Origin of the sequence: Nonomuraea typhae, assembly GCF_009760925.1 — a bacterium.
Classification (GTDB): Bacteria; Actinomycetota; Actinomycetes; order Streptosporangiales; family Streptosporangiaceae; genus Nonomuraea; species Nonomuraea typhae.
Window position 1 is genome coordinate 456,867 of the sequence record NZ_VRLV01000001.1, and the last position, 25,077, is coordinate 481,943.

Consider the following 25,077-nt stretch of genomic DNA (forward strand, 5'->3'; position numbering starts at 1 on the left):
CGTCTGGCGCCTGATCCTCCGCTTCTGACGCCTGGTCCGGCGCGTGTGACGGCTCGTCCGGCGGCGGCGACAGCCGGCCCTCCTCTTGCGACTGGACGGGAGGAATGCGGCGTCACGTGCCCCGCGTGCCCCCTAAGGTTGTGGGCAATTGCCTACCTTGAGTGCATTGGCGGGGATATGTCCGAGGAGAAGCAGCTGGTCGCCGGCCGCTACCGGCTGGATGAGCTGATCGGCCGCGGTCCTGGCGGCGAGGTGTGGCGGGCGCACGACGAGAACGCCGACTGGACCGTGGCCGTCAAGATGCTCACCGCCGGGGCCGGCGATCAGGCCCACGCCCATGCCCAGGCGGTGGCCAAGGTCGTGCATCCGAACGTGGCCATGGTCCTGGACATCGGCGGGCACGACGGCGTGCCGTACCTCGTGATGGAGTTCCTCACCGGGCAGAGCCTCGGCGAGGAGCGCGCCGCGCACGGGCCGCTGGGGATCGTGGAGGCGTGTGACCTGTTCGGGCAGGCGGCGTCCGGGCTGGATGCGGCGCACCGGGCCGGGGTGGTTCACGGGGACGTGGATCCCGGCTGCTTCCGCCGTTCGGGCAGCGGCGTGCTCAAGGTGGTCGGGTTCGGGATCCCGGGTGGGCATCAGGCGGGGCGGGTGACGCCCTACACGGCTCCCGAGCAGCTCGACGGCGACGGCGGCCCGGCCGCGGACCTCTATGCGCTCGGCGCGGTCTGTTACGAGATGTTGTGCGGGCGGCCGCCGTTCGAGGGGAGCGGCGAGGAACTGGCGGGGCGGATTCGGGCGGAGGCGCCTGAGCCGCCGACGCGCCACCGGCCCGCGATCCCGGCCGAGCTGGAGCAGTTGTTGCTGGCGCTGCTGGTCAAGGATCCGGCCGCGCGTCCGGCGAGCGGAGAGGCGGTACGGCGGCGCCTGGCGAGCATCGCCCGGCCGGGCGCCACCCAGCGCACCAGCCCGCTTCCCAGCCTCGGAAACCCCGGCCTCGGAAACCCCGGCCTCGAGGGCCAGGGTCATGGGAGTCCCGGTCCTGACACCGCCGGCTTCGAGAGCCCCGGCCCTCACAACAACGGCCTTCCCGGCAACGGGCTTCAGAGCAGCGGGCTCCACAGCAGCGGCCCCCACAGCAGCGGGCTTCAGAGCAGCGGCCCCCATAGCAGCGGCCCTCATAGCAAGGGCCCCCACAGCAGCGGCCTCCAGGTCAACGGCCTTCCGAGTGCCGGCCCCGGCAACCCCGACGCGCAAGGCACCGCCCAGATCCCCGCCACCGGCGCCCACCTCCCCGGCGGCCCCCCGGGAGGCCACGACGGCCACACCGCGGTCTACGACCTCCTTGAGGAGGAGCCCCCGAACCAGAACCGCCGCCTGATCATCCAGCTGGTGGCCGCCGTGGCCGTGATCGCCCTGGTCACGATCGGTTTCGTGGTGCTGTCGGGCCGGGACCGCCCGGAGGCGGCGCCCGCCGTGACGACGACGCCCCCGCCCTCGGCCACCCCGGACCCCACTCAGCCCGCGACCACCGCGCCGACCCCGAAGCGCCCCTCGAACACTCCCAGCCCGGGCGACGTCGTGCAGTCCTTCGGCCCCGACACCCCGCTGGACGAGCCCAAGCCGCGCGACACCACCGGCCTCACCCAGACGCCGCCGGGCGGCTGGACGACCTGGCTGTCGCGGTTCGACGAGGCGGTACGGCTCCAGCAGCAGGTGAACGGCATCGACGGCGAGGTGGCGGCGCACGCCCGCAAGAAGATCGCCAAGGCCGTCGAGCGGGCCCGGCGGGGACGCGACGACCAGGCCCGTCGCCACGCTCTGGAGGCGGCGAAGGACCTGGTCGAGGCGACCGGCGACGGGGAGATGTCCCCTTCGGGGCCGCTGGCGGACTTCCTGAGGGACTGGGGCCTGATGAAGGGGACGAGGTCCGGGGTCGGGCTCAGTCCCGGGACATCAGGGTGAGCGCGTACAGCGCGACGGCGGCGAAGTCGTCGGCCGGCTCGGATGCCTGCCAGGAGCGTACGTCGTCGACGAAGCGGCTGCCCCGGCCGGTGAACGGGGCGTAGCGGTCGAGGCCACTCGCGGGGCACGGGTTCATGCGGTCCATGTGGCCGCCGAGCCCGCCCTCGAACAGGGAGGCGCTGTTGGGTCCGTTGACCACGGCGCCGGTCGGCGGCCGGCCGGTGATGTTGGACATCTGGTAGTGCGGGCAGGTGATCGCGTTGGCGCCGACGCCGGACACGAACGAGACGCCCCACGCGTTGGCCCCGAGCGCCCAGCCGCGCTGGCGGGTGCCGAAGTCGTCGTAGGAGCGGTCGCCGCTGACCGACCGGTAGAGGCGCGAGGTGGCGGCCAGGCCGAAGGCGTGCGGCACCGAGTCGAACTGGTCGTAGGCCGCGCCGGCCTCGAACGGGTCCTTGCCCGCCCGCGCCGCCCCGATGTCGAGCTGGGCCTTCAGGTCGGCGACGAGCTGCCGGTCTGTGACGGGCAGGCGGCCGGCGCCGGTCTTCCTGATGGCCTTCACCAGGTCGGTGTGGCCCAGGGCGCTGACGTCGTAGAGGTTGAAGGTGTCGCCGCCGGCGTCGTGCTTCAGGTACTCCGCGGCCCAGTGGGCCGAGGCGCGCAGCCATTCGCCCGCGCGCCGGTCGCCGAGGCGCAGGGCGGCCAGGGCGAGTTCGGCGCCGCCGAGTTCCATGTCGTCGCGCCAGACGCTTTCCGGGTAGAAGGCGTGGGGGAGCGAGGTGACGAGCGTGCCGACGTTCTCGGTCTTGGCCATGGCGTAGACCGAGGCGCCCTTCTCCAGGAGCGCGCGGGCGCGGGCGCGGTCGGGCTCGACCTGGGCGGCCAGCGCGAAGGCCGCGGCGGTACGGCCGGCCAGGTTGGGGCTGATCGGCTGGCCGGGCGCGGCGGCGCGGAAGACAGGCCGGTCGCGGATGTACTTCTCGCTGGAGTGGTCGTCCTCCTCCGGCATGCGCCAGATGTCGTGGTCGCCGGCGAAGGTGCCCTCTTCGTTGCCGGCGCCGATGCCGACCTGGATGTAGAGGGTCTTGGAGGTCTCGTCCCACATCTTGTCGAGGAAGTCGAGCCCGTGGCCGGCCTCGCCGCGCAGGCGTGGGTCGATGGCGCCGTCGCGTTTGGCGGCCCAGAGGAGCGTGTCCACGTAGGCGAGGATGTGGGTGAACTTGAGGTAGTCGCCGGCGTCGAACCATCCGCCGGAGACGTCGACCGGACCGCCGATCTTGGTCAGGTCGCCCTTGATCTGGTCGGTGTCGGGGCCGGTGAACGTGGGCCAGTCGTAGACGTAGGCGGCCCGGTCGGTCTTGTGCCAGCGGTCGCGCTGACCGCCGAAGAACGTCATGATCTTGGCCGCGGGCTCGGTGAGGGCGATCGGCGGGGCGATCGTGAACGTTGGCGAGGTCTGCCCGCCGGCCTTGATCCGGTAGGTCCCCGGATGGCGCAGGCGGGACAGGTCGAGCCGGTAGACGTGGCGGTAGGTGTCGTTCCACTTGCCGAGGTCGGGGCCCGCCGTACCCCGGAACATCGTTCTTCCCCGGTTGTCGACCACGGTGAAGGGCAGGGGGCGATCCGCCATCAGGTAGGCCGTTTTAGCCTCCCCGGGGGCGAATCCCACCTGGTCCACCCGGATGTATGCCGTTGTGTCGGCCATCGCTGGGCTCCCTGCGATCAAGACGGTTAACGCGGTCAGCGCCGCTGCCAGCCTCATGCACGCTCCCTTGAAGGTTAGGAAACCTTACTAACCTTGCTGCGCACGGTAGCCGCGCACCGTGACGGAGGTCAATACACGTACATTGACGAAATGACCCTCGCGATCGCCCGGCCCGGAGCCGCCCGATGACCGCCACCCACGCGGGGCGCAGAGCCGCCCTCGCCGCGATGCTGCCCGGGCGCGGCGTGCCCGCCGTGCTCGTCACCTCGCTCGTCAACGTGCGCTACCTGACCGGCCTGGCCAGCTCCAACGCCGCCGTCCTGGTGCGCGAGGACGGCACCGCCACGCTGGCCACCGACTCCCGCTACATCGAGATGGCCCGTGACCTGGGCATCGACGTCGTCGAGGCGCCGGACACCGCGGGCGCGCTGGCCGTACCCGGCGCCGGGATCGAGGCGGCCGGCATGACGGTCGCGACGTTCCGGCGGCTGGGCGAGAGCGCTCAGGGGCTCGTGCCGCTGGAGCCGCTCGCGGAGCTCCTGCGGGCGGTCAAGGACGAAGAGGAGATCGATCTCCTCCGTACGGCTTGCGCCATCTCCGACCAGGCGTTCGCCGATATTTCGGGAAGTATTCGGCCGGGCGTCACCGAGCGCGAAGTCGCCCGCATCCTCGAGAACCGCATGGTCGAACTCGGCGCCGACAAGATCGCCTTCGAGTCCATCGTCGCCGCGGGCGAGAACGGCGCCATCCCGCACCACACCCCCACCGGCCGCGAGCTGCGCAAGGGCGACCTGGTCACCCTCGACTTCGGCGCCAACTACGGCGGCTACCACGCCGACATGACGCGCACCGTCAGCCTCGGCGAGCCCGCCGCCTGGCAGCGCGAGCTCTACGACCTGGTCGCCGCCGCCCAGAAGGCGGGCCGCGACGCCCTCGCCCCCGGCGCCACGGCCAAGGAGGTGGACTCCGCCGCCCGCGCCGTGATCGCCGAGGCGGGACACGCCGAGCACTTCCGCCACGGCCTCGGTCACGGCGTCGGCCTGGAGATCCACGAGGAGCCGTTCCTGGGCCCGTCCAGGAACGGTAGACTAGAGGATCGAGTTCCGATCACCGTCGAACCCGGGGTCTACCTCCCGGGCCAGGGCGGGGTCCGCATCGAGGACACGCTGGTCACGCGTGCGGGCGGGCCGGAACTCCTCACGAAGACGACCAAAGAGCTGCTCGTCCTATAGAGAGCGGCAACACGCGGGAGAAAACGAGTGGCGACGACCAACGACCTCAAGAACGGCATGGTGCTGAAGCTCGACGGCGGTGAGCTCTGGGCCGTTGTGGAGTTCCAGCACGTCAAGCCGGGCAAGGGCGGCGCGTTCGTGCGCACCAAGCTCAAGAACGTGCTCTCCGGCAAGGTCGTCGACAAGACGTTCAACGCCGGCGTGAAGGTCGACGTGGCCAACGTCGACAAGCGCGAGATGCAGTACTCCTACAAGGACGGCGACGACTTCGTCTTCATGGACACCGAGACCTACGACATGGTCAACGTGCCGGGCAAGACCGTCGGCGACGCCGCCAGCTACATGCTCGAGAACACCCTGGCCACGATCGCCTTCAACGAGGGCTCGGCCCTCTACGTCGACCTGCCGGCCGCGGTCGAGCTGCTCATCGCCAACACCGAGCCCGGCCTGCAGGGCGACCGCTCCACCGGCGGCACCAAGCCCGCCACGCTGGAGACCGGCGCCGAGATCAAGGTCCCGCTGTTCATCACCACCGGCGAGAAGGTCAAGGTCGACACCCGCAGCGGCGAATACCTCGGCCGGGCCTGAGGTGTCGGCACGCGGCAAAGCCCGCAGGCGCGCCCTGGACATCCTCTTCGAGGCCGAGGCCCGCGAGGAGGACCCGCTGAAGATCCTCGCCGAGCGCGTGGAGCGGCGCGAGCCGCCGGTCAACGAGTACACCTCGGCCATCGTCGAGGGCGTCGCCCGGCACCGGGCCCGCATCGACGAGCTCATCGCCACCTACGCCGAGGGCTGGACGCTGGAGCGCATGCCCGCCGTGGACCGCAACCTGCTGCGCGGCGGCACCTACGAGCTGCTCTGGATGCCCGACGTGCCCGAGGGCGTGGTGATCAGCGAATGGGTGCACCTGGCCGGTGAGCTGTCGACCGACGAGTCGCCCAGCTTCATCAACGGGCTCCTGGCCCGCTTCAAGCAGCTCAAGCCCAGCCTGACGCTGTAGCGAAGCCTTCGGGGAAGGGGCGCGCCGCTCAGGGCGCGCCTCTTTTTCCGTGGGCGGGGGCTCAGAGCGACAGGGTCTCCGACTGGGTCCGCAGGTGGTGGAGCATGACCTTCGCCGCCGGGGTCAGCGCCCGCGACTCGGGCAGAGTGACGCCGACGGAACGCTTGACCGAGGCCAGCGGCACCGGCAGCCGCACGAGCTGCGGATCGGCGCGCACCAGCAGGGCAGGCAACGCCGCCACCATGTCGGTCTGCAGCAGCAGCGACCGGACCGTCAGGATCGAGGTGCACTCCACCCGGTTGCCCGGCATCGGCAGGTCCTGGGCGCGGAAGACCTGCTCGAGCTCGTGCCGGAGCGCGGTCTGCTCCAGCGGCAGAATCCACGGATAGGCCAGCAGCTCCGACAGGACGGACGCCCCCGACGCGGGATGCCCGTCGCGCGCGACCAGCAGAATCGGCTCGTCGTACAGGGGAATCTGCCGCAGCCCCGTCCGGTCGTCGATCGGGTTGAGCCGCCCCAGCACCAGGTCGGTGTCGCCGTCGACGAGCCGGGGAACCAGCGAGTCGAAGGTCCCCTCGCGCACGATCACCGTGATGCCGGGCCGCTCCGCCTTCAGCGCGGCGATGGACCGGGGCAGCAGCACGTTCGTGGCGGCCAGAAGGGTGCCGACGGTGACCGTCCCCGTCTCCCCGTTGGCCAGGCCGGTGATGCGGTCGCCGGCGCGGCGCAGCTCGGCCTGTACGGCACGGGCGTGGTCGATGAACGCCTCCCCGAAGACCGTGGGGGTGACGCCCCGGGGTCCTCGGGTGAACAGCTCGACGCCGAGGATCTGCTCCACCTCGCGCAGGCCGCGGGTGGCGGCGGGCTGGGCGAGGTGGAGGTGCTCGGCGGCGCGCAGCACGCTGCCCTGGTCGGCGATGGCGGTGACCAGCACGAGATGGCGGAGCTTGAGCCGCCCGCCGAGCAGGTCCAGGGCGCGGGACATCACCATATGAGCATAGCCGCCTGGCTCAGACGGCCTGTTTGGTTATAGGAGCGTCCTGGAACCGCGCGGCGTCGTCGCGCGGCAGCGCCAGCGCCGCCACGAGGCTGACGGCCGTGACGATCGCCAGGTACGCGGTGATCGACCAGGACGTGCCGGTCGAGGCCAGCAGGGAGGCGGCCACCAGCGGGGTGATGCCGCCGCCGAGCAGCGCGCCGATCTGGTAGGCGGCCGAGGTGCCCGAGTACCTGATGGCGACCGGGAAGAACCCGGCCGTCAGGGTGCCCTGCGCCGCGTGCGTCATGGCCAGCACGGCGCCCATGGCCACCATGAAGACCGCGATCAGGGTGTGGTTGCCGGTGTTGACCACGGGCAGGATGGCCACGGCCCCGGCCAGCAGGACCCAGGAGCCGTGGGCGAACAGCGCGCGCAGGCCGAATCGGTCGCCCAGGTGCGCCCAGAGCGGCGCGGTGACCAGCCAGACGGCGGCGCCGCCGATCACGCAGGTCAGCAGGAAGGTGCGGGACAGGCCGATCGCGGGGGCCTGGCCGTACTGGAGGATGTAGACCATGAAGATGTAGGCGAGCGCGCTGTTGCCGACGATGACGGCGATACTGTGCACGACGCCGCGCCAGTGGCCGCGCAGGACCTCGGCGATGGGCAGCTTGACCGGCTCGCGCTGGACGACGAAGTCGGGGCTCTCCTCGATGCGCAGGCGCAGGTAGATGCCCACCAGCACGAGCACGACGCTGAGCAGGAACGGCACCCGCCAGCCCCACGCCAGGAACGCCTCCTCGCTCAGCAGGGAGGAGGTGCCCAGGAAGACGAGGTTGGCGCAGAGCATCCCGGCGGGCGTGCCCATCATGGGGAAGGCGCCGAACAGGCTGCGCCGGCCGGCCGGCGCGTGCTCCATCGTCAGGACGACCGCGCCGCCGAGTTCGCCGCCGAGGCCGATGCCCTGGGCGATGCGCATGAGCACCAGCAGGACGGCCGCCCAGATGCCGATGCCGGAGTAGGTGGGCAGGACGCCGATGAGCGTGGTGCCGATCCCCATGATCAGCAGGGAGACCACCAGGGTGTTGCGGCGGCCGAGCCGGTCGCCGAAGTGGCCGAAGACGATCCCGCCGAGCGGCCTGGCCAGGAAGCCCACGGTCATGGTGCCGAAGGAGGCGATCGAGCCGGCGACCGGGTCCATGGCGGGGAAGAACTGCTTGTTGAAGATGAGTGCGGCGGCCGTGCCGTACAGGAAGAAGTCGTACCACTCGATGGTCGTGCCGATGAAGGCCGCCCATGAGACGCGGCGTGCCGCCCGGCGGCGGTCAGTGTCCATCACGTCTGTACCTTCCGATCAGGGGGTACGGACGAGCATGCACGCTGGCGGTATGTCCAGACGAATACCGATCTGGCCCTCACCTATGCATATTTCGGCATATATCAGCCTTGATATGGCTACGCCAAGATCCGGTATTAGCCTGATATGGCGGATAAAACGACAATGAGGGGCATGAAGCATTACGTCAACGGGGTCTTCACGACCACGGGGACGGCCTTCCCGCTGATCTCGCCCCTCGACGGGAGCCAGAGGGGAACCGTGCCCGAGGCCACGCGCGAGATCGTCGACGCGGCTGTCCGCGCCGCCCGGGCCGCGCTGGAGGGCCCGTGGGGCGCCGCGAGCGTGGAGGAGCGCTGCGCGTACCTGCGGCGTATCGCCGACGGCATCGAGGCCAGGTTCGACGAGTTCGTCGCCGCCGAGGTCGCCGACACCGGCAAGCCGCGCGACCTGGCCGCGACCGTCGACATCCCCCGCGCGATCGCCAACTTCCGCGCCTACGCCGACCTGTCCTACGGCCGCCCCGAGCGCGCCTACCACACCCGCGTCCCCGGCTGGAGCGGCAGCGGCGAGGCGCTCAACTACACGGTGCGCCGCCCGCTCGGCGTCGTCGCCGTCATCTCCCCCTGGAACCTGCCGCTGCTGCTGCTCACCTGGAAGGTCGCGCCCGCGCTGGCCGCGGGGAACGCGGTCGTGGCCAAGCCCTCGGAGGAGACGCCCTCCACCGCCACCCTGCTCGCCGAGGTCATCGACGCGGTACGGCTGCCGCCGGGCGCGTTCAACCTGGTCCACGGCCACGGCGCGAACGCGGCGGGCGAGTTCCTGACCGGCCACCCCGGCGTGGACGCCATCGCCTTCACCGGTGAGTCGGCCACCGGCTCGGCCATCATGCGCGCCGCGGCCGACCACGTCACCCCGCTCTCCTTCGAGCTCGGCGGCAAGAACCCGGCCGTCGTCTTCGCCGACGCCGACCTGGACGAGGCGGTCGAGGGCACCGTCCGGTCGAGCTTCACCCACTCCGGCCAGATCTGCCTGTGCACCGAGCGCGTCTACGTCGAGCGGCCGGTCTTCGCCGCGTTCACCGCGAAGCTCGCCGAACGGGCGCGCGAGCTCAAGGACTACGGCCCGATGATCTCCGCCGGGCACCGGGACAAGGTGCTGTCCTACTACCGCCTGGCCGTCGAGGAGGGCGCGGACGTGCTGGCCGGAGGCGGCGTCCCCGCCTTCGGCGACGCCCGCGACGGCGGCTTCTACGTCGAGCCCACCGTCATCACCGGCCTGCCGGAGGACGCCAGGACCGTCCGCGAGGAGGTCTTCGGCCCGATCTGCCACGTGGCGCCCTTCGACGATGAGGCCGAGGCGATCCGGCTGGCCAACGACAGCCCGTACGGCCTGGCCGCCACCGTGTGGACCGGCGACCTGTCGCGCGCCCACCGGGTCGCGCCGAAGATCGAGGCCGGGATCGTCTGGGTCAACTGCTGGAACCTGCGCGACCTGCGCACCCCGTTCGGCGGGGTCAAGGCGTCGGGCATCGGCAGGGAGGGCGGCGAGTACTCGCTGGACTTCTTCTCCGAGCCGGTCAACATCTGCGTGCTGATCTGAGGACCAACTCATGAAAACGGTGTCGAACATCCAACAGGCGGCCGAGCGGCTGATCGGGGCGCACGCCTCCGGGACCCCGTGCGCGCCCGTCCGCGACCTGGTCGCCGGGGTCGAGGCGGCCTACGCCGTACAGGATCTGCTGACCGAGCGGTGGCTGGCGCAGGGCCGGCGGCTGACCGGCCGCAAGATCGGCCTGACCAGTACGGCGGTGCAGAAGCAGCTCGGCGTGGACCAGCCCGACTTCGGCGTCCTGTTCGCCGACATGGCGGCGCCCGACGGGGCCGAGATCCCGGCCGGGGCGGTGCTGCAGCCGCGGGCCGAGGCCGAGGTGGCGCTGGTGCTGGAGCACGACCTGCCGCACGAGCGGCACACGGTCGCCGACGTCATCCGGGCGACGGCGTTCGCGCTGCCCGCGATCGAGGTGGTCGGCAGCCGCATCCGGGACTGGGACATCACGCTGGCCGACACCGTCGCCGACAACGCCTCCTCGGGGATGTACGTGCTGGGCAACCGCCCGGTCCCGCTCAAGGACGTGGACCTGCGGCTGGCCGGGATGGTCATCGAGCGCCGGGGCGAGCAGGTCTCCACGGGGATCGGCGCCGCCTGCCTGGGGCATCCGCTGCACGCGGCCGTCTGGCTGGCCGACACCCTCGCCCGGCTGGGCCGCCCGCTGCGGGCAGGCGACACCGTGCTGACCGGGGCGCTCGGGCCGGTGGTGCCGGTGAAGCCGGGTGACGTGCTGGAGGCCAGGATCGAGGGGCTCGGCGACGTCCGGGCGGCCTTCGGGACGGAGGACGCGTGAACCATCTGGCCGAGCGCCTGGACAAGGCGACGCTGAGCCGTACCGCGATCCCGAGGCTCACCGAGGAGGGCCCGCTCGACCTGGCCGCCGCCTACCGCGTGCAGCGCGGGGTCATCGCCCGGCGCGAGGCGCGCGGCGAGAAGGTCATCGGGGTCAAGATGGGCTTCACCAGCCGCGCCAAGATGATCCAGATGGGCGTGGACGACGTCATCTGGGGCCTGCTGACCGACGCCATGCTCATCGAGTCCCGCCTGGACGCCGGCACGCTCATCCACCCGCGCGTCGAGCCCGAGATCGCCTTCCTGCTGGAGCGCCCGGTGCGCTCGCCCGCGGACGTCTCGGCCGCCGTCGGCGCGGTCGCGGTCGGCTACGAGGTGCTGGACTCCCGCTACGAGAACTTCTCCTTCACACTGGCCGACGTCATCGCCGACAACGCCTCGGCCAGCGGCTTCGGCCTCGGCCCCTGGCAGCGGCCGCGTGACGTGGCCAACGTCGGCCTCAGCCTGGAGATCGACGGCCGGGTCGCCGCCGCCGGGTCCTCGGCCGCCATCCTGGGCGACCCGCTGCGCTCGGTCGCCGCCGCGGCCCGCCTGGCTCAGGCGGCGGGGATCGAGCTGGAAGCCGGCTCGATCGTGCTGGCCGGGGCGGCCACCGCCGCCGTCCCGCTCCCGCCGGGCGCCCACGTGCGCGTCACCGGTCAGGGCCTCGGGCACGCGGAGGTGACCACGTGAGCGAGGACGCGATGCTGGTGCCGGGCAAGGCCCGCCCGCGCGGCCGCTTCCCCCACTTCCGGCGGGCCGGGGACCTGGTCTTCGTCTCCGGCACCAGCTCCCGCCGCCCCGACGGCAGCTTCGCCGGGGCCGCCGCGGACGAGATGGGCACCACCAGCCTCGACATCCGCGAGCAGACCCGCGCCGTGATCGAGAACGTCGCCGACATCCTCAAGGCCGCCGGAGGCGGGCTCGAGGACGTCGTCAGCGTCACGACCTACCTGGTCAGCATGAACGACTTCGGCGGCTACAACGAGGTCTACGCCGAGTACTTCGACGAGACCGGGCCCGCGCGCACCACCGTGGCCGTCCACCAGCTGCCCCACCCGCACCTGCTCATCGAGATCTCCTGCACCGCCCACCTCCCGAGGAGGAGCACCCCATGATCCCGCCCTTCAACCTGGCCAAGTGGATCGACGACCACGCCGACAAGCTCAAGCCGCCGGTCGGCAACGTGCAGATCTGGAAGGAGGCCGACCTGATGGTCACCGTCGTCGGCGGCCCCAACCAGCGCACCGACTTCCACGACGACCCGATCGAGGAGTTCTTCTACCAGCTCAAGGGCGGCATGGTGCTGCGCGTCATGGAGGAGGAGGGCAAGCCGCCGCTCGACATCCAGATCCGGGAGGGCGACGTCTTCCTGCTGCCGCCGCACGTGCGCCACTCGCCGCAGCGGCCGGTCCCCGGCTCGATCGGCCTGGTCGTGGAGTACGCGCGGCCGAAGGGCGCCCTGGACGCCTTCGAGTGGTACTGCGTCAACTGCCACCGGCTCGTCCACCGCGCCGAGGTCCAGCTCGAGTCGATCGTGGACGACCTGCCGCCGGTCTTCAACGCCTTCTACGCCTCCGACCGTGTCTGCCCGCACTGCGGCGCCGTCCACCCGGGCAAGGACTGGCCGGCCGACCTCCGCCCGGTGGTCCAGTGATCGACATTCACGCCCACGTCTTCCCGCGGATCTCCCGCGAGGAGGCCCGGGTCCTGGCCGGGGCGGGGGAGCCCTGGCTGCGCGAGGGCATGATGATGAGCGGCGACGACGACTACCGCCCGGTCACCCCGGAGCTGTGGGACGCCGGAGCCCGCCTGGCCGCCATGGACCGCACCGGCGTGGCCGTCCAGGCCGTCTCCTCGACGCCGCTCATGTTCGGCTACGACGCGGCGCCCGAGCGGGCCGCCGACTGGTGCGACATGGTCAACGACCGCATCCTGGCCTACTGCGCCGAGGACCCGGCCCGGCTCGTCCCGCTGTGCCAGGTGCCGCTGCAGGACCTCGGCCGCGCCGCCGAGACGCTGACCAGGGCCAGGGCGGCCGGGCACCGCGGCGTGCACATCGGCAACCACGTCGGCGCGCGCAACCTCGACGACGCCGACCTGCTCGCCTTCCTGGAGCACTGCGCCCGCGAGGACATGCCGGTCCTCGTCCACCCGTGGGACATGATGGCCCCCGAGCGCATGCGCGGCCACATGCTGCCCTGGCTGGTCGGCATGGCCGCCGAGACCCAGCTCGGCATCCTCACGCTGATCCTGTCGGGCGCCTTCGAACGCCTGCCCGGCAACCTGCGGCTGTGCTTCTGCCACGGCGGCGGCAGCTTCGCCTTCCTGCTCGGGCGGGCCGACAACGCCTGGCGGCGGCGCGACATCGTCCGCCGCGACTCGCCCCTGCCCCCCTCCGCCTACACCGGCCGCTTCCACGTCGACTCGGCCGTCTTCGACCCGCGGGCGCTGCGGCTGCTCGTGGACGTCATGGGCGCCGACCGGGTCATGCTCGGCACCGACTTCCCCTTCCCCCTGGGGGAAGAGGAGCCGGGGGCGGTGGTGCGCGCCTGCCCCGGACTGTCCGAGGCGGAGCGCACCGCCATCCTCGGCGGCAACGCCGCGCGCTTCCTGGGGCTGACCGAGAGCGCGATCCTGGCATGACGCTCGCCCATACGCCGCTGGGCAGGCTGCGCGGCCTCGATCTCGGGGGCGTGCTGGCCTTCAAGGGCATCCGGTACGCGGCTCCCGCGCGCCGCTTCGCCGTACCCGGGCCGCCCGAGCCGTGGGACGGGGTGCGGGAGGCGCGCGCGCCCGGCCCGCCCGCGCCCCAGCGGCCCGGGCGGATGGCATGGGTGCCCGGGCTGGAGATCGATCCGGCCACCGGCCGCGAGGACTGCCTGTTCCTCAACGTCTGGACGGCCGGGACCGAGGGGCGCCGCCCGGTGCTGGTCTTCCTGCACGGGGGCGCGTTCGTGTTCGGCTCGGGCGCGCAGGCGATGTACGACGGCGCCGTGCTGGCGCGCGAGCACGGGCTCGTGGTGGTGACCGTCAACTACCGCCTCGGGGTGACGGGCCTGTGGTACGGCGGCGCCGTACCGGCCAATCTCGCCCTCCGCGACCAGATCGCGGCGCTGGAGTGGGTCGCGGCGAACATCGGGGCCTTCGGCGGCGACCCGGGCGAGGTCACGCTGGCCGGGCACTCGGCGGGCGGCACCAGCGTGCTGGCGCTGCTGGCCTGCGCCCCCGGGATGTTCGCCCGGGCGGTGGCGATGAGCCCCGTCCCGTACGGCTTCGCCACCCCGGAACAGGCGCTGGCCTGGACCCGGGCGACCGGCGTGCCCGATCCGCACGCGGCCTCGATCGGCGCGCTGCTGGCCGGGGAGGAGCGGGCGGCCCGGGCCCGGCCGCTGACCGGGGGGCTGCTGCCCGTGGCTCCGGTGGTCGACGGGGAGCTGCTGAAAGACCACCCGATGTCCGGAAATATCGATGCAAAGGTGCCGCTGCTGGTCACCACCACCGCGGAGGAGACCCGCCTGTTCACCGCGATCGGCATGGGCACGCCGTCCACCCGGGAGATCTTCACCGCACCCGCCGGGGAACTGGTGCGACGGCACCCCGGCCCCGCCCGTCATCTCGTCTGCGAGGTCCGCTCGCCCATGACCCGCGACGGCATGGAGCTCGGCGCCTGCCACCTCGTGGACGTGCCGCTGTACTTCGGCAACGCCGGCGCCCCCTTCGCCGCGCCGGTGCCGGAGATGACCCAGGAGTTCGCCCGGTTCTGCCGCGGCGAGGAGGATTCATGAGCAAGATCGCCATCATCGGCTCGGGCAACATCGGCACCGACCTGATGATCAAGGTGAAACGCACGTCCGCGGTCCTGGAGGTCGCCGCGATGGCCGGGATCGACCCGGACTCCGATGGCCTGGCCAGGGCCCGCCGCATGGGCGTGGCCACCACCCACGAGGGCGTCGAGGGCCTGGTGGCGCTGCCCGGCTTCGACGAGGTCGAGGTCGTGCTGGACGCCACCTCCGCCGGGGCCCACCGGCACAACGCCGCCGTGCTGGAGCCGTACGGCAAGAAGGTCGTGGACCTGACCCCCGCCGCGATCGGCCCCTACGTGGTGCCCGCCGTCAACCTCGGCGACCACCTCGGCCGGGACAACGTCAACATGGTCACCTGCGGCGGCCAGGCCACCGTGCCCGTCGTGGCCGCCGTCTCCCGCGTCGCCCCCGTGCGGTACGCCGAGATCGTCGCCTCCATCGCCTCCCGGTCGGCGGGCCCCGGCACCCGGGCCAACATCGACGAGTTCACCGAGACCACCGCCCGCGCCCTGGAGAGCGTCGGCGGCGCCGCCCGCGGCAAGGCGATCATCGTCCTCAACCCGGCCGAGCCGCCGGTGATCATGCGGGACACGGTGTACTGCGTGACGGAGGAGTGCGACGAGGCCGAGGTCGCCGCCTCGGTCAAGGAGATGGTCGCCGCCGTCGCCGCCTACGTGCCCGGCTACCGCCTCAAGCAGGACGTGCAGTTTCGCCCGGCCGAGGATGGGAGCACGCTCGTCTCGGTCTTCCTGGAGGTCGAGGGCGCCGCCCACTACCTGCCCGCCTACGCGGGCAACCTGGACATCATGACGTCGGCGGCGCTGCGCGTCGCGGAGAGGCTGGCCGCGCGATGAAGCTCTACATCCAGGACGTCACCCTGCGCGACGGCATGCACGCCATCCGCCACCAGTACACCGCCGCCCAGGTCGCCGCGATCGCCGCCGCCCTGGACGCGGCCGGGGTCGCGGCCGTGGAGATCGCCCACGGCGACGGCCTGGCCGGCAGCAGCGTCAACTACGGCTTCGGCGCCTGCCCCGACGAGAAGTGGATCGAGGCCGCCGCCTCGGCCATGGAGCGCGCCGTCCTCACCACGCTGCTGCTGCCCGGCATCGGCACCATCGCCGACCTGCGCCGCGCCCACGCCCTCGGCGTGCGCTCGGTGCGCGTGGCCACGCACTGCACCGAGGCCGACATCGCCGCCCAGCACATCGGCGTCGCCCGCGAGCTCGGCATGGACGTCTCCGGCTTCCTCATGATGTCCCACATGGCCCCGCCCGCCGAGCTGGCCCGCCAGGCCAAGCTCATGGAGTCCTACGGCGCCCACTGCGTCTACGTCACCGACTCCGGCGGCCGGCTCACCATGGACGGCGTGCGCGAGCGGGTCCGCGCCTACCGCGACGTCCTCGACGCCGGCACCCAGCTCGGCATCCACGCCCACCACAACCTCGGGCTCGGCGTGGCCAACTCCGTCGTCGCCGCCGAGAACGGCGTCACCCGCGTGGACGCCTCCCTGGCCGGCATGGGCGCCGGCGCGGGCAACTGCCCGCTGGAGGCGTTCGTGGCGGTGGCCGACCTGATGGGCTGGGAGCACGGCTGCGACCTGTTCGCGCTCATGGACGCCGCCGACGACCTCGTCCGCCCGCTGCAGACCCGCCCGGTGCAGGTGGACCGCGAGACGCTCACCCTCGGCTACGCCGGCGTCTACTCCAGCTTCCTGCGCCACGCCGAGGACGCCGCCGCCCGCTACGGCCTCGACACCCGCGCCATCCTCGTCGAGGCCGGGCGGCGCGGCATGGTCGGCGGCCAGGAGGACATGATCGTGGACATCGCGCTCGATCTGGCGGGCCGCCGGGGGTGACAATCGGGGCATGGTGACCGAGGAAGACGTCCGCCGGCTGGCGATCGCGCTGCCCGAGACGAGCGAGAAGACCATGTACGGCACGCCCGCCTGGTACGTGAAGGCCAAGTGGTTCGCCCGCATCCGCGAGGAGGGCGACGTCCTGGTGCTGCCGGTCGCCGCCGAGGAGGACAAGCACGAGCTGATCGCCGCCGACCCGGCCGTCTTCTTCACCGTGCCCCACTACGACGGATACGCCTGCGTGCTGGTGCGCATGACGACGGTCGGGGAGGAGGAGCTGGCCGAGCTGCTCGCCGACGCGTGGCGGCTGCGCGCCCCGCGGAAACTGCGCTCGCTCGTGCCCTAACCTGGGCGCTCATGCAGGTTGCCGCGTTCACCCAGTTCATGAGCGCCGACCGGATCGCCGCCATCGTCTACGACGGCGCCGACCCCGGCGACGACCCCCGCTGGCGGCTGTCCGGCGCCCGGACCCGCGAGGAGTACGCCCGCTGGTGCCGCCACGCCTGCGGGATGGCCTGCCTGCGCATGATCCTGCACCACCGCGACGGCCACGCGCCGCCGCTGCTCGACCTCGTGCACGGCTGCCGCGCCTACGGCGGCTACCGCGAGGAGCCCGGCGGCATCAAGGGCCTCTACTACGCCCCCTTCGCCGACTACGTGGCGGCCGAGCACGGCCTGGCGGCGGAGGTCCACCCGATCCTGGCCCCGCAGGAGCTCGCGGGCCTGGCGGCCGGAGGGCGGATGGTCATCGCCTCGGTGCACCCGGAGATCCGCCGCCCCGACCGCCCCGCGCCGGGGAGGGGCGGCCACCTCGTGCTGGTCACCGGGGCCGCCGGTGGCGCCGTGACCTTCAACAACCCCTCCGGCCACACCGAGCAGGCCCGGCGGGCGACACTGCCGCTGGAGGTCTTCTCGGCCTTCTTCGCCGGGCGGGGCATCAGCGTCCGCGCCGGGTCCGGGAGAGCGTAGGCTGACACCGGCTGGCTGGATAGGGGAGGGGAACACGTGACGAGAAGCCCGGTGCGCACGGCCGTGGTCTGGGACGCTCTGCGGGGGGCGCTGGCCGAACGCGCCGAGTCCGCGGGGCGCGGCGTACTGGACATCGTCGACGCCGGAGGGGGCACGGGCGGCTTCGCCGTACCCCTGGCCGAGCTCGGGCACACCGTCACGGTCGTCGACCCCAGCCCCGACTCGCTGGCCGCGCTGGAGCGGCGGGCCAAGGAGAAGGGCGTCGGCGTGCGGGCGCTGCAGGGCGACGCCGCCGACCTCGGGGAGCTGCTGCCCCGCGACAGCGCCGACCTGGTGCTCTGCCACAGCGTCCTGGAGTACGTCGAGGACCCCATCAGCGCCCTGACCGCCGTCTCCGGGCTGCTGCGCCACGGGGGAGCCGTGAGCGCGCTGACCGCCAACCCGGTCGCCAGCGCGATCCACCGGGCGCTGGCCGGGCACTTCGACGAGGCGCTGGCCGTACTCGAGGACCCCGAGGGACGCTGGGGCGATCGCGACCCCACGCCCCGGCGCTTCACCCCCGAGGCGCTGTCGGAGCTGCTGGCCGCGACCGGATTCGCGGTCGGGCCCGCGCACGGCGTGCGGGTCTTCGCCGACCTGGTGCCCAGCAGGCTGGTCGACGGCGAGCCCGGAGCGATGGAGGCGCTGGTGGCGCTGGAACACGCGGCCGCCGCCCACCCCGTGCTGCGGGAGATCGCCTTCCAGGTCCACGTCCTGGCCCACAAGCGATAGAACGCCTGTTCGGATAGACTTCGCGGCGTGGCACGCAAGCAGATCACCGGCATCGGCCCCGCACCCGTCACCGGGGCCGACGACAGCGGCTGCCCGATCCTCCACGTCGACATGGACGCCTTCTACGCCAGCGTCGAGCTGCTGGAGCGGCCCGAGCTGCGCGGCCGCCCGGTCATCGTGGGCTCGCCCGCCGGCCGGGGCGTGGTGCTCAGCGCCACCTACGAGGCCAGGGCGTTCGGCGTGCACTCGGCGATGCCGATGAGCAGGGCGCGCCGCGTGTGCCCGCAGGCCGTGATCATCCCGCCCGGCCACGGGAAGTACGCGGAGGTCTCCCGGGGCGTCATGGAGATCTTCCACGCGATCACCCCGCTGGTCGAGCCGATCGCCTCCGACGAGGCGTTCCTCGACGTCGGCGGGGCCCGGCGGCGCCTGGGGTCGCCGGCGGAGATCGCCGCCATGATCCGGGCACAGGTTCGGGAAAGATATGGCATCACCTGCTCCGTGGGCGTGGCCGGCAGCAAGTTCATCGCCAAACTTGCCTCCAAACAGTGCAAACCCGACGGGTTGCTCGTGGTGCCGGACGGCGACATCGTCACCTTCCTCCACCCGCTCCCGGTCTCGGCGCTGTGGGGGGTCGGCGAGCGCACCGAGCAGGCCCTCGTACGGCTCGGCATCCGCACCGTGGGCGATCTGGCCAGAGTGCCCCCGGCGACGCTCCAGCGCGAGCTGGGGCCCGCGGCGGGCAGTCACCTGGCGGCGCTGGCCTGGGGGCGCGACGAGCGCGCGGTGATCGCCCACACGCCCGACAAGAGCATCGGCAACGAGGAGACCTTCGCGGCCGACGTCGACGATCCCGAGGTGATCCGGCGCGAGCTGCTGCGGCTGTCGGAGAAAGTCGCCGCCCGCATGCGTAAGAGCGGCCACGTGGGCAGGACGGTCAGTGTGAAGCTCCGCAGGGCCGACTTCTCCACCATCACCCGCTCCCGCACGCTGCGCGAGCCCACCGACGTGGCCCAGGAGATTTACGTCACGGCCTGCGAGCTGTTCGCCGCGGCCGGGCTGGAGCGGGTGCGGCTGCGCCTGGTCGGCGTCAGGATGGAGAACCTCGGCCCCGCCGAGTCCGCTGCCCGCCAGCTCAGCCTGGGTCAGAAGGAGACCGGCTGGCGCGAGGCCGAACAGGCGATGGACAAGGCGATCCGGAGATTCGGCCCGGATGCGGTACTCCCGGCGTCGCTGGTTCGCGGACGACTTGATGAAATGGAGGCATGACGCCCATGTCGCGTATGGCCCAAAATGGAGGTATGACGTCACCTCCGGTTTGGTCTGCGTTGGACGTTTCCTTTCGCCTACGTCTACAGGCTCGTATTCTGGGGATAACCGACCGCGAGGTTCGGACACCCCGTGTCGTCCGTTGCCGTCTTCCCCGTCCTGGGGCCGTCCTTGGGAGGCGCCGTGCCGCTCTCTGAACACGAGCAGCGCTTGCTCGAACAGATCGAGCAGGCCCTCTACGCCGAGGACCCGAAGTGGGCCAACACCGTAAGGATCAGTGACCCGCGCAGCCATTACAAGCGCCGCCTGATCAAAGCCTCCATCGGCTTTGCTCTGGGTGTCGTGATCATGATGGTTGGCGTGGTCATCCAGATGATCCCGCTCGGCGTCGGCGGTTTCGTGGTCATGCTCGCCGCGTGTCTGTGGGGTCTGTCCAGCTGGAAACGCATGAACGGGTTCGGCGACTCCGCCGCCTCCGCAGGCCAGGGTGCTCCGGTGCCGGGCAAGGGGGCCAGGAAGAGCCGGGGCTCGTTCATGGAGCGCATGGAGGAGCGCTGGCGCCGTCGTCACGACGACGAGCGCTGAGTTCTCCCCCAAGCGTGTACGGCGGAGCCGTCCCCTCCGCCACCCGCCGTTGCGGGCTGGCCTCGATCGGGGGGATCGCTTCTCACGCCGGACGTGGTCCCCGCCGCCACGGTCACGCCTGACCGGCCGACGGGAACCCGCTTGACGGGAAGACGACGATGGCCTGCCCCGGAAACGGGACAGGCCATCCTTGGCATCCGGGGCGCCTACCGCGCGGGCCGCCGGAGCCTGATGCCCTCCAGGCGGTCGAAGCCGTCCAGCAGTCCCTCGCCCATCGACCGCATCCTGCGCAGCGTGGACGGGGGCAGCAGCGCCGCCCTGATCCGGCGGCCCCTGGTCACGGTGGCCGCCAGGGCCCGCCGTACCAGCCGCAGGTTCTTGCCGAGAGGGCCGATCTCGCCCGGGTCGCGGGCGAACAGCGCCCGCTCGGCCGTCGCGGCGATCGAGGAGAGCGCCGCCGCGGCCCCGGCGTCGAACTCGTACTGCTGGGCCAGCCGCTGCGCCAGCCGCCGCGGCGTCTCGCTGGGCTCGCGGGCCATGCCGTAGTCGTAGAGCACGTCGTCCAGCTCCGCCCAGGCGGCGGCCACCGACGGGTGGCCGCCCGCGGCCACCCGCGCCGTCAGCTCGTCGGCCGGCGCCGTGACCTTCCAGCCCAGCGTGCGCACCCGGCGGCTGCGCGTGACCAGCCTGACCCCCGCCGGGATGAGCAGGATCAGCACGAGGACCGCCAGCCCGATCCCGATGTTGACGATCAGCGGCGTCGACTCCTCCGGCGGCAGGCCGGTGTTGCCGAGCCTGGCCTCGCGGTCGTCCAGCTCGCGCGGGTTGCGACCGGCCTCCTGGCCCGGCGGCAGTTCCTCGCTCCGCGCGGTGGAACCGGGCGTCGGCGTGGTGGAGGTGGCGACCGGCGTCGGCTGCGGGCGCGCGTAGAGCGGCACCCGGGCGCTGCCCTGACCGGCCGAGCCCGCCGGGGTGGGCTCGAACGGCAGCCAGCCCACGCCCTCGAAGTACAGCTCCGGCCAGGAGTGGGAGTCGTTGGTGCCGACCACCCACTGGTCGCCTGTCTTCTTGCCGCCGGTGTAGCCGATCGCCACCCGCGCCGGGATGCCGATCGCCCTCGCCATGACCGCCATCGAGCTGGCGAACTGCTCGCAGTAGCCGACCTTGCTGCTGAGCAGGAAGTCGCGCAGCGCCGAGGTGCTGTGCCCCTGCGTGCGCAGGTCGTAGCGGAAGTTGCCGGTCTCGGTGAAGAACTCCTGCAGCTTCATCGCCCGGTCGTAGTCGGTGTCCGCGCCCTCGACCGTGGTGAAGGCCAGCTCGCGGATGTCGGCGGGGAAGTCGTCCGGCAGGCGCAGGTACCGCGACTCCACCGACTCCGGCCCGCGCTGGGGCCGCGGCGCCGAGCGCAACTGCTGGGCCGTCGGCTGCGGGTCGCTCGTGGCCACCTCGTAGCGCAGGCCGGTGGCGTTGTCCCGGGTCGAGAACACCATCAGCGTGCTCTCGTCGGCCCGCCAGTCGCCGTCGGCCCGCACCTCGCGCGGCGGATAGGGCAGCGGCAGGAACTCCATCTTGCGCACGTCGTCGCTGACCTGGATGGTGGTCACCGCGTTGACCAGCTCGACGCCGCCGCCCAGGCCGGGCGGAGCCGGCAGCGGGCCGTTCTCGACCCGGTTCTCCGGCGTGCCCGTGGGCTTGGTCATCGTGAACTCCTCGCCGGTGAAGACGTCCAGCGAGTAGATGCGCAGATAGCGGGGGACGTCGTCGTTGTTGGCGTAGGTCAGGACGGTGCGCGGCTCCGGCAGATCGAGCTGGCCCTTGAGGTTGGCGATCGGATTCGGGATCTCGATGGAGTTGCCCTTGCCGCCCGAGCCCGATCCGCCGACGCCGAAGGTGAAGAACGACACGGGCTCCAGCGGCGGCAGGAACGCCGGAAGGATCACCGCCAGCGCGATCGCGGCGAACCCGATGCGCTTGCCGGACAGGCGCAGGCCGCGCGTGTCGGCGCTCTCGTGGGGCGCGGGCATGGTGGCCGCCCTGGTCCTGCGCACCAGCACCGCGCGGCCCCAGTGCCCCACCCGCTCGCGGCCGTCGGCGACGAGCAGGCCGGTGAAGCCCAGCGCGGCGATGATGAACGCCCACCAGGCGATCGGCTCCACCAGGATCGTCGCCGGGACCGTGGCCAGCGCCAGCATCGGCAGCCCGGCCAGCGCCGCCCGCCGCAGGCGCGCGGCCAGCAGGTCCACCGCGATCGCGATGATCCCGACGCCGCCGGTGGTCAGCAGCGCGATGCCCGGGTTGTCGCCCGGCACCGGCGCGGCGAAGCGCTGGATGTCGGCCCAGCCCGTGCCGAGCAGGTCGGCCAGTTCGGCGACCGAGCCCCTGGTGGGCACGAGAAGGGCCCACGCCTTGTCACCGGCGAACGCCGCGGTCAGGAAGATCCCGAGCCCGGCCAGGGAGAGCAGCCCCGCCGCCCAGGCCGGCAGCGAGAGCCGGCCGCTGATCGCACTGGCGGCCAGCACGGTCAGGACCGCGCCGAAGGAGCCCCAGAACCAGGCGCCCCCCTCGAACAACGGGTGAAGCAGGATGGCCGCGCAGAACGTGGCGACCGCCGCGGCGGCCGAGAGCCTCATGCCGCACCTCCCGCCGGGTGAACGGCGAAGCGGCCCCGGCTGGCGGCGTCCTGCCACACCGAGGCGATGGACGTGCCGGCCGGCAGCCTGACGGTACGCCAGCCGTACCCGGCCAGAAGGGTCTGGACCGCGAGGTGGCTCTCCGAGGTGCCGGGCTCGGCGGCGTCCCAGGTGTCGACGTCGAGCAGGACCGCCACGCCCGTGATGCCGCTGTGGCGGAGCCTGGCCAGGTCGCGGGCCTCCTCGGGGTCGAGGGAGCCGAGCACGGCCACGATGAGGCCGTCGCCGCTGCCCTGCCGCAGCGCCGAGACGCCGATCTCCAGCGAGCGCGCCGCGCTGTGGCGGACCATGGCCAGCGTGTCCAGCAGCGACCAGCTCAGCCCGCTGTCGGTCAGGTGCTCGGCGCCCTGGTCGGTGACCAGCCGCAGGCCGAGGCCCTCGTGGGCCAGGTGCACGCCGATGGAGGCCGCGGCCGAGACCGCCACCTCGAAGGACGAGCGCGGGCCCTCGCCGCGGTGGGCGTACCTGCGGGTGTCCAGCAGGAGCGCGCCGCGGCTCTGCCACTGCTGCTCCTCGCGCCGCACCATCAGCTCGCCGTGGCGGGCGGTCGAGCGCCAGTGCACCCGCCGCAGGTCGTCGCCCTGCCGGTACTCGCGCGGGGCCACGTCGTCGTCACCGGCCGCCGCCACGCTCCTGGTACGGCTGTCGCCGCCGCCGGTCCACTCGCCCGACAGGCGGACATGGGGCAGCGCCACGACCTGCGGCGTCACCACCAGCGTGTCGCTGATCGTGAACGCCCTGGTCAGCTCCACCAGCCCGAACGGGTCGGCGATGCGCACCGACAGCGGGCCGATGGTGAACCGGCCGCGCAGGTCCGAGCGGACCCGGTAGTCGATCTCCCTGACGCCCTTGGCCTCCACCCGGTCCAGGACGAAGCGCGGGCGCACGCCCAGGGCGTAGGGGACGGTGTCCTCGATGAGGAGCAGGCCGGTGGGCAGGCGGGTGACGTTCTCCAGCCGGAGCGTCACCGTCGCCTCGCCGCCCACCTCCGCGCGGGAGGGCGACAGGCGGCGGGCGCAGCTCAGCCGGTACCGCGTGCGCGCCACGACCAGCGCGGCCAGCAGCGGCAGCGCCGTCACCAGGACGCCGATGCGCAGCAGGTCGTGCTCGCCGAGCAGCAAGGCCATCACCATCGCCGCGATCCCCGCGGCCAGGAAGGACCGGCCGCGGGAGGTGAGCGCCCGCAGCCCCGTTCTCATGCGCGGGACTCCGGCACCGGCACCCGGCGGACCAGGTCGGCGACCACCTGTTCCGGCAGGCGGCGCTGCCCCTGCGCCTCGACGCTCGGCAGCAGCCGGTGCGCCAGGACCGGCACGGCCAGCTCCTGAAGGTCGTCCGGGATGACGTAGTCGCGCCCGGCCAGCGCGGCCTGGGCGCGGGCGGCCCGCACGAGCTGCAACGTGGAGCGCGGCGACGCGCCCAGGCGCAGATCGGGGGAGTGGCGGGTGGCGACCACGAGGTCGATGGCGTACTTCTTGACCGGCTGCGAGACGTAGACGCCGCGCACCGCCTCGATCAGCGCGCGCACCTCTGCCGTGGTGGCCACAGGCTCCAGCTTGTCCAGCGGCGTGGTGGTGCCGTGCACGTCGAGCATCTCCAGCTCGGCGGCCGGCTCCGGGTACCCCATGGCCACGCGCGCGGTGAACCGGTCGCGCTGCGCCTCGGGCAGAGGGTAGGTGCCCTCCATCTCGATGGGGTTCTGCGTCGCGATCACCATGAAGGGCGTGTCGAGCTCGTAGGTCACCCCGTCGACGGTCACCTGGTGCTCCTCCATGCACTCCAGCAGCGCGGACTGCGTCTTGGGGGAGGCGCGGTTGATCTCGTCGCCGACCACGATGTTGGCGAACACGGGGCCGGGCTTGAACTCGAACTCGCGGGTCTGCTGGTTGTAGGCGCTGACGCCCGTGATGTCACTGGGCAGCAGGTCGGGGGTGAACTGCACACGGCGCACCGGGCAGTCGATGGAGCGCGCCAGTGCCTTGGCCAGCATGGTCTTGCCGACGCCCGGCACGTCCTCGATGAGGAGGTGCCCCTCGGCGAGCAGCACCGTCAGGGTGAGGCGGACTGCGTCGCTCTTGCCCTCGATGACCGACTCGATCGCCTGCCGGATCCGGTGCGCGGTGGAGACGAGATCCTCCAGCCGCTGAGGGACGTCATGGGTTACTGCCACCAGGCCTCCATGAGAAGTGCGACGGCCGTCCCGCTGGAGCGTTGCCTTTGCGGGAGCCATGCCATTCCTTTTCCATTGTGTGTACCGACCCTACGACGCGGGGGGTTCCCGAGCGACATTTGTCGCTATTCCTCCGGTCCTGGCGGTGATCTGACTGTGATGTGCGAGCGTCGGGTTCGTGTCGCACTCGTGTGCGAATCCCGTGACAGTACGGCGGGGCGGCGCGCCCCCGGAGGCGCTCCACTTTCCTCCACCACTGCCCCCGCGAGCGCTCTCCAGGCCCTGTTTCCTAGGTGATTTCAA

General features: G+C 72.3%; 24 protein-coding genes. 18 read left to right on the forward strand and 6 right to left on the reverse strand.

The window, feature by feature from the left end:
• Nucleotides 1-177: 177 nt before the first annotated feature.
• Nucleotides 178-1,965, forward strand: a complete 1,788-nt coding sequence (locus FVE25_RS02175; RefSeq protein WP_157244666.1) for a serine/threonine protein kinase — start codon at nt 178-180, stop codon at nt 1,963-1,965.
• Here the strand turns inward: FVE25_RS02175 and FVE25_RS02180 are convergent.
• On the reverse strand, nt 1,943-3,670 hold the full coding sequence (locus FVE25_RS02180; RefSeq protein WP_246266527.1) for a glycoside hydrolase family 9 protein: 1,728 nt from the start codon (nt 3,668-3,670) through the stop codon (nt 1,943-1,945). The two genes, FVE25_RS02175 and FVE25_RS02180, sit on opposite strands and share 23 nt — an antisense overlap.
• A gap of 185 nt (nt 3,671-3,855) precedes the next feature.
• On the opposite strand from FVE25_RS02180, the gene FVE25_RS02185 reads away from it, so the two are divergent.
• The 3 genes from FVE25_RS02185 to nusB are packed head-to-tail and all read left to right on the forward strand — an operon-like array spanning nt 3,856 to nt 5,902.
• On the forward strand, nt 3,856-4,902 hold the full coding sequence (locus tag FVE25_RS02185) for a M24 family metallopeptidase (RefSeq protein ID WP_157244668.1): 1,047 nt from the start codon (nt 3,856-3,858) through the stop codon (nt 4,900-4,902).
• Nucleotides 4,903-4,929: 27 nt separating this feature from the next.
• The gene (gene efp / locus FVE25_RS02190; protein ID WP_157244669.1) at nt 4,930-5,490 is read left to right on the forward strand and encodes an elongation factor P; all 561 of its coding nucleotides are present in this window, start codon (nt 4,930-4,932) and stop codon (nt 5,488-5,490) included.
• Between the two features lies 1 nt (nt 5,491).
• Nucleotides 5,492-5,902, forward strand: coding sequence for a transcription antitermination factor NusB (gene nusB / locus FVE25_RS02195; RefSeq protein ID WP_157244670.1), 411 nt, complete (start codon nt 5,492-5,494; stop codon nt 5,900-5,902).
• A gap of 61 nt (nt 5,903-5,963) precedes the next feature.
• On the opposite strand, the gene FVE25_RS02200 is transcribed toward nusB, so the two are convergent.
• Nucleotides 5,964-6,887, reverse strand: coding sequence for a LysR substrate-binding domain-containing protein (locus FVE25_RS02200; protein WP_219825266.1), 924 nt, complete (start codon nt 6,885-6,887; stop codon nt 5,964-5,966).
• Between the two features lie 25 nt (nt 6,888-6,912).
• Nucleotides 6,913-8,214, reverse strand: coding sequence for an MFS transporter (locus FVE25_RS02205; RefSeq protein WP_157245454.1), 1,302 nt, complete (start codon nt 8,212-8,214; stop codon nt 6,913-6,915).
• 174 nt (nt 8,215-8,388) lie between these two features.
• Between FVE25_RS02205 and FVE25_RS02210 the strand changes: the two genes are divergently transcribed.
• The 14 genes from FVE25_RS02210 (at nt 8,389) to FVE25_RS02275 (ending at nt 19,914) form a co-directional block, all read left to right on the forward strand.
• Nucleotides 8,389-9,816: a 2-hydroxymuconic semialdehyde dehydrogenase gene (locus tag FVE25_RS02210; protein WP_246266529.1), complete on the forward strand. Its 1,428-nt coding sequence runs from the start codon at nt 8,389-8,391 to the stop codon at nt 9,814-9,816.
• Between the two features lie 10 nt (nt 9,817-9,826).
• On the forward strand, nt 9,827-10,618 hold the full coding sequence (locus FVE25_RS02215; protein ID WP_157244673.1) for a 2-keto-4-pentenoate hydratase: 792 nt from the start codon (nt 9,827-9,829) through the stop codon (nt 10,616-10,618).
• Complete coding sequence (locus FVE25_RS02220; protein WP_219825268.1) at nt 10,615-11,349, forward strand: 2-keto-4-pentenoate hydratase; 735 nt, start codon at nt 10,615-10,617, stop codon at nt 11,347-11,349. The genes FVE25_RS02215 and FVE25_RS02220 overlap by 4 nt, the downstream gene beginning before the upstream one ends.
• Nucleotides 11,346-11,774: a RidA family protein gene (locus FVE25_RS02225; RefSeq protein ID WP_246266530.1), complete on the forward strand. Its 429-nt coding sequence runs from the start codon at nt 11,346-11,348 to the stop codon at nt 11,772-11,774. Before FVE25_RS02220 ends, FVE25_RS02225 begins: the two co-directional genes overlap by 4 nt.
• The gene (locus FVE25_RS02230) at nt 11,771-12,313 is read left to right on the forward strand and encodes a 3-hydroxyanthranilate 3,4-dioxygenase (protein WP_157244674.1); all 543 of its coding nucleotides are present in this window, start codon (nt 11,771-11,773) and stop codon (nt 12,311-12,313) included. Before FVE25_RS02225 ends, FVE25_RS02230 begins: the two co-directional genes overlap by 4 nt.
• A complete protein-coding gene (locus FVE25_RS02235; RefSeq protein ID WP_219825269.1) occupies nt 12,310-13,302 on the forward strand; it encodes an amidohydrolase family protein in 993 nt (330 codons plus the stop codon). Before FVE25_RS02230 ends, FVE25_RS02235 begins: the two co-directional genes overlap by 4 nt.
• On the forward strand, nt 13,299-14,444 hold the full coding sequence (locus FVE25_RS02240) for an alpha/beta fold hydrolase (protein WP_157244675.1): 1,146 nt from the start codon (nt 13,299-13,301) through the stop codon (nt 14,442-14,444). The genes FVE25_RS02235 and FVE25_RS02240 overlap by 4 nt, the downstream gene beginning before the upstream one ends.
• Nucleotides 14,441-15,316, forward strand: a complete 876-nt coding sequence (locus FVE25_RS02245) for an acetaldehyde dehydrogenase (acetylating) (protein WP_157244676.1) — start codon at nt 14,441-14,443, stop codon at nt 15,314-15,316. Before FVE25_RS02240 ends, FVE25_RS02245 begins: the two co-directional genes overlap by 4 nt.
• Complete coding sequence (gene dmpG / locus FVE25_RS02250) at nt 15,313-16,320, forward strand: 4-hydroxy-2-oxovalerate aldolase (RefSeq protein ID WP_157244677.1); 1,008 nt, start codon at nt 15,313-15,315, stop codon at nt 16,318-16,320. Before FVE25_RS02245 ends, dmpG begins: the two co-directional genes overlap by 4 nt.
• A 10-nt stretch (nt 16,321-16,330) precedes the next feature.
• The gene (locus FVE25_RS02255) at nt 16,331-16,666 is read left to right on the forward strand and encodes an MmcQ/YjbR family DNA-binding protein (protein WP_157244678.1); all 336 of its coding nucleotides are present in this window, start codon (nt 16,331-16,333) and stop codon (nt 16,664-16,666) included.
• Between the two features lie 11 nt (nt 16,667-16,677).
• Nucleotides 16,678-17,289, forward strand: a complete 612-nt coding sequence (locus tag FVE25_RS02260; RefSeq protein WP_157244679.1) for a cysteine peptidase family C39 domain-containing protein — start codon at nt 16,678-16,680, stop codon at nt 17,287-17,289.
• A gap of 36 nt (nt 17,290-17,325) precedes the next feature.
• Nucleotides 17,326-18,060 (forward strand): methyltransferase domain-containing protein, encoded by a 735-nt coding sequence (locus tag FVE25_RS02265; RefSeq protein WP_246266531.1) that lies wholly within the window; start codon nt 17,326-17,328, stop codon nt 18,058-18,060.
• A gap of 27 nt (nt 18,061-18,087) precedes the next feature.
• On the forward strand, nt 18,088-19,329 hold the full coding sequence (gene dinB / locus FVE25_RS02270) for a DNA polymerase IV (protein ID WP_157244680.1): 1,242 nt from the start codon (nt 18,088-18,090) through the stop codon (nt 19,327-19,329).
• 183 nt (nt 19,330-19,512) lie between these two features.
• On the forward strand, nt 19,513-19,914 hold the full coding sequence (locus FVE25_RS02275) for a DUF3040 domain-containing protein (RefSeq protein WP_157244681.1): 402 nt from the start codon (nt 19,513-19,515) through the stop codon (nt 19,912-19,914).
• Nucleotides 19,915-20,120: 206 nt separating this feature from the next.
• Here the strand turns inward: FVE25_RS02275 and FVE25_RS02280 are convergent, their stop codons facing one another.
• From FVE25_RS02280 to FVE25_RS02290, 3 genes are read right to left on the reverse strand one after another with little or no spacing between them, the layout of a single operon-like run.
• Nucleotides 20,121-22,544 (reverse strand): transglutaminase TgpA family protein, encoded by a 2,424-nt coding sequence (locus FVE25_RS02280; protein WP_157244682.1) that lies wholly within the window; start codon nt 22,542-22,544, stop codon nt 20,121-20,123.
• Nucleotides 22,541-23,803 (reverse strand): DUF58 domain-containing protein, encoded by a 1,263-nt coding sequence (locus tag FVE25_RS02285; RefSeq protein WP_157244683.1) that lies wholly within the window; start codon nt 23,801-23,803, stop codon nt 22,541-22,543. Before FVE25_RS02285 ends, FVE25_RS02280 begins: the two co-directional genes overlap by 4 nt.
• On the reverse strand, nt 23,800-24,834 hold the full coding sequence (locus FVE25_RS02290) for an AAA family ATPase (protein ID WP_425489468.1): 1,035 nt from the start codon (nt 24,832-24,834) through the stop codon (nt 23,800-23,802). The genes FVE25_RS02285 and FVE25_RS02290 overlap by 4 nt, the downstream gene beginning before the upstream one ends.
• Nucleotides 24,835-25,077 lie beyond the last annotated feature (243 nt).

What these genes read in the sequence shown, in the direction of transcription:
- FVE25_RS02175 (WP_157244666.1), top strand. Translation starts at nt 178, where the DNA reads ATGTCCGAGGAGAAGCAGCTGGTCGCCGGCCGCTACCGGCTGGATGAG.
- FVE25_RS02180 (WP_246266527.1), bottom strand. Translation starts at nt 3,670, where the DNA reads ATGGCCGACACAACGGCATACATCCGGGTGGACCAGGTGGGATTCGCC.
- FVE25_RS02185 (WP_157244668.1), top strand. Translation starts at nt 3,856, where the DNA reads ATGACCGCCACCCACGCGGGGCGCAGAGCCGCCCTCGCCGCGATGCTG.
- FVE25_RS02200 (WP_219825266.1), bottom strand. Translation starts at nt 6,887, where the DNA reads ATGTCCCGCGCCCTGGACCTGCTCGGCGGGCGGCTCAAGCTCCGCCAT.
- FVE25_RS02205 (WP_157245454.1), bottom strand. Translation starts at nt 8,214, where the DNA reads ATGGACACTGACCGCCGCCGGGCGGCACGCCGCGTCTCATGGGCGGCC.
- FVE25_RS02210 (WP_246266529.1), top strand. Translation starts at nt 8,389, where the DNA reads ATGAAGCATTACGTCAACGGGGTCTTCACGACCACGGGGACGGCCTTC.
- FVE25_RS02215 (WP_157244673.1), top strand. Translation starts at nt 9,827, where the DNA reads ATGAAAACGGTGTCGAACATCCAACAGGCGGCCGAGCGGCTGATCGGG.
- FVE25_RS02230 (WP_157244674.1), top strand. Translation starts at nt 11,771, where the DNA reads ATGATCCCGCCCTTCAACCTGGCCAAGTGGATCGACGACCACGCCGAC.
- FVE25_RS02240 (WP_157244675.1), top strand. Translation starts at nt 13,299, where the DNA reads ATGACGCTCGCCCATACGCCGCTGGGCAGGCTGCGCGGCCTCGATCTC.
- FVE25_RS02245 (WP_157244676.1), top strand. Translation starts at nt 14,441, where the DNA reads ATGAGCAAGATCGCCATCATCGGCTCGGGCAACATCGGCACCGACCTG.
- dmpG (WP_157244677.1), top strand. Translation starts at nt 15,313, where the DNA reads ATGAAGCTCTACATCCAGGACGTCACCCTGCGCGACGGCATGCACGCC.
- FVE25_RS02255 (WP_157244678.1), top strand. Translation starts at nt 16,331, where the DNA reads ATGGTGACCGAGGAAGACGTCCGCCGGCTGGCGATCGCGCTGCCCGAG.
- FVE25_RS02260 (WP_157244679.1), top strand. Translation starts at nt 16,678, where the DNA reads ATGCAGGTTGCCGCGTTCACCCAGTTCATGAGCGCCGACCGGATCGCC.
- FVE25_RS02280 (WP_157244682.1), bottom strand. Translation starts at nt 22,544, where the DNA reads ATGAGGCTCTCGGCCGCCGCGGCGGTCGCCACGTTCTGCGCGGCCATC.
- FVE25_RS02285 (WP_157244683.1), bottom strand. Translation starts at nt 23,803, where the DNA reads ATGAGAACGGGGCTGCGGGCGCTCACCTCCCGCGGCCGGTCCTTCCTG.
- FVE25_RS02290 (WP_425489468.1), bottom strand. Translation starts at nt 24,834, where the DNA reads ATGGCTCCCGCAAAGGCAACGCTCCAGCGGGACGGCCGTCGCACTTCT.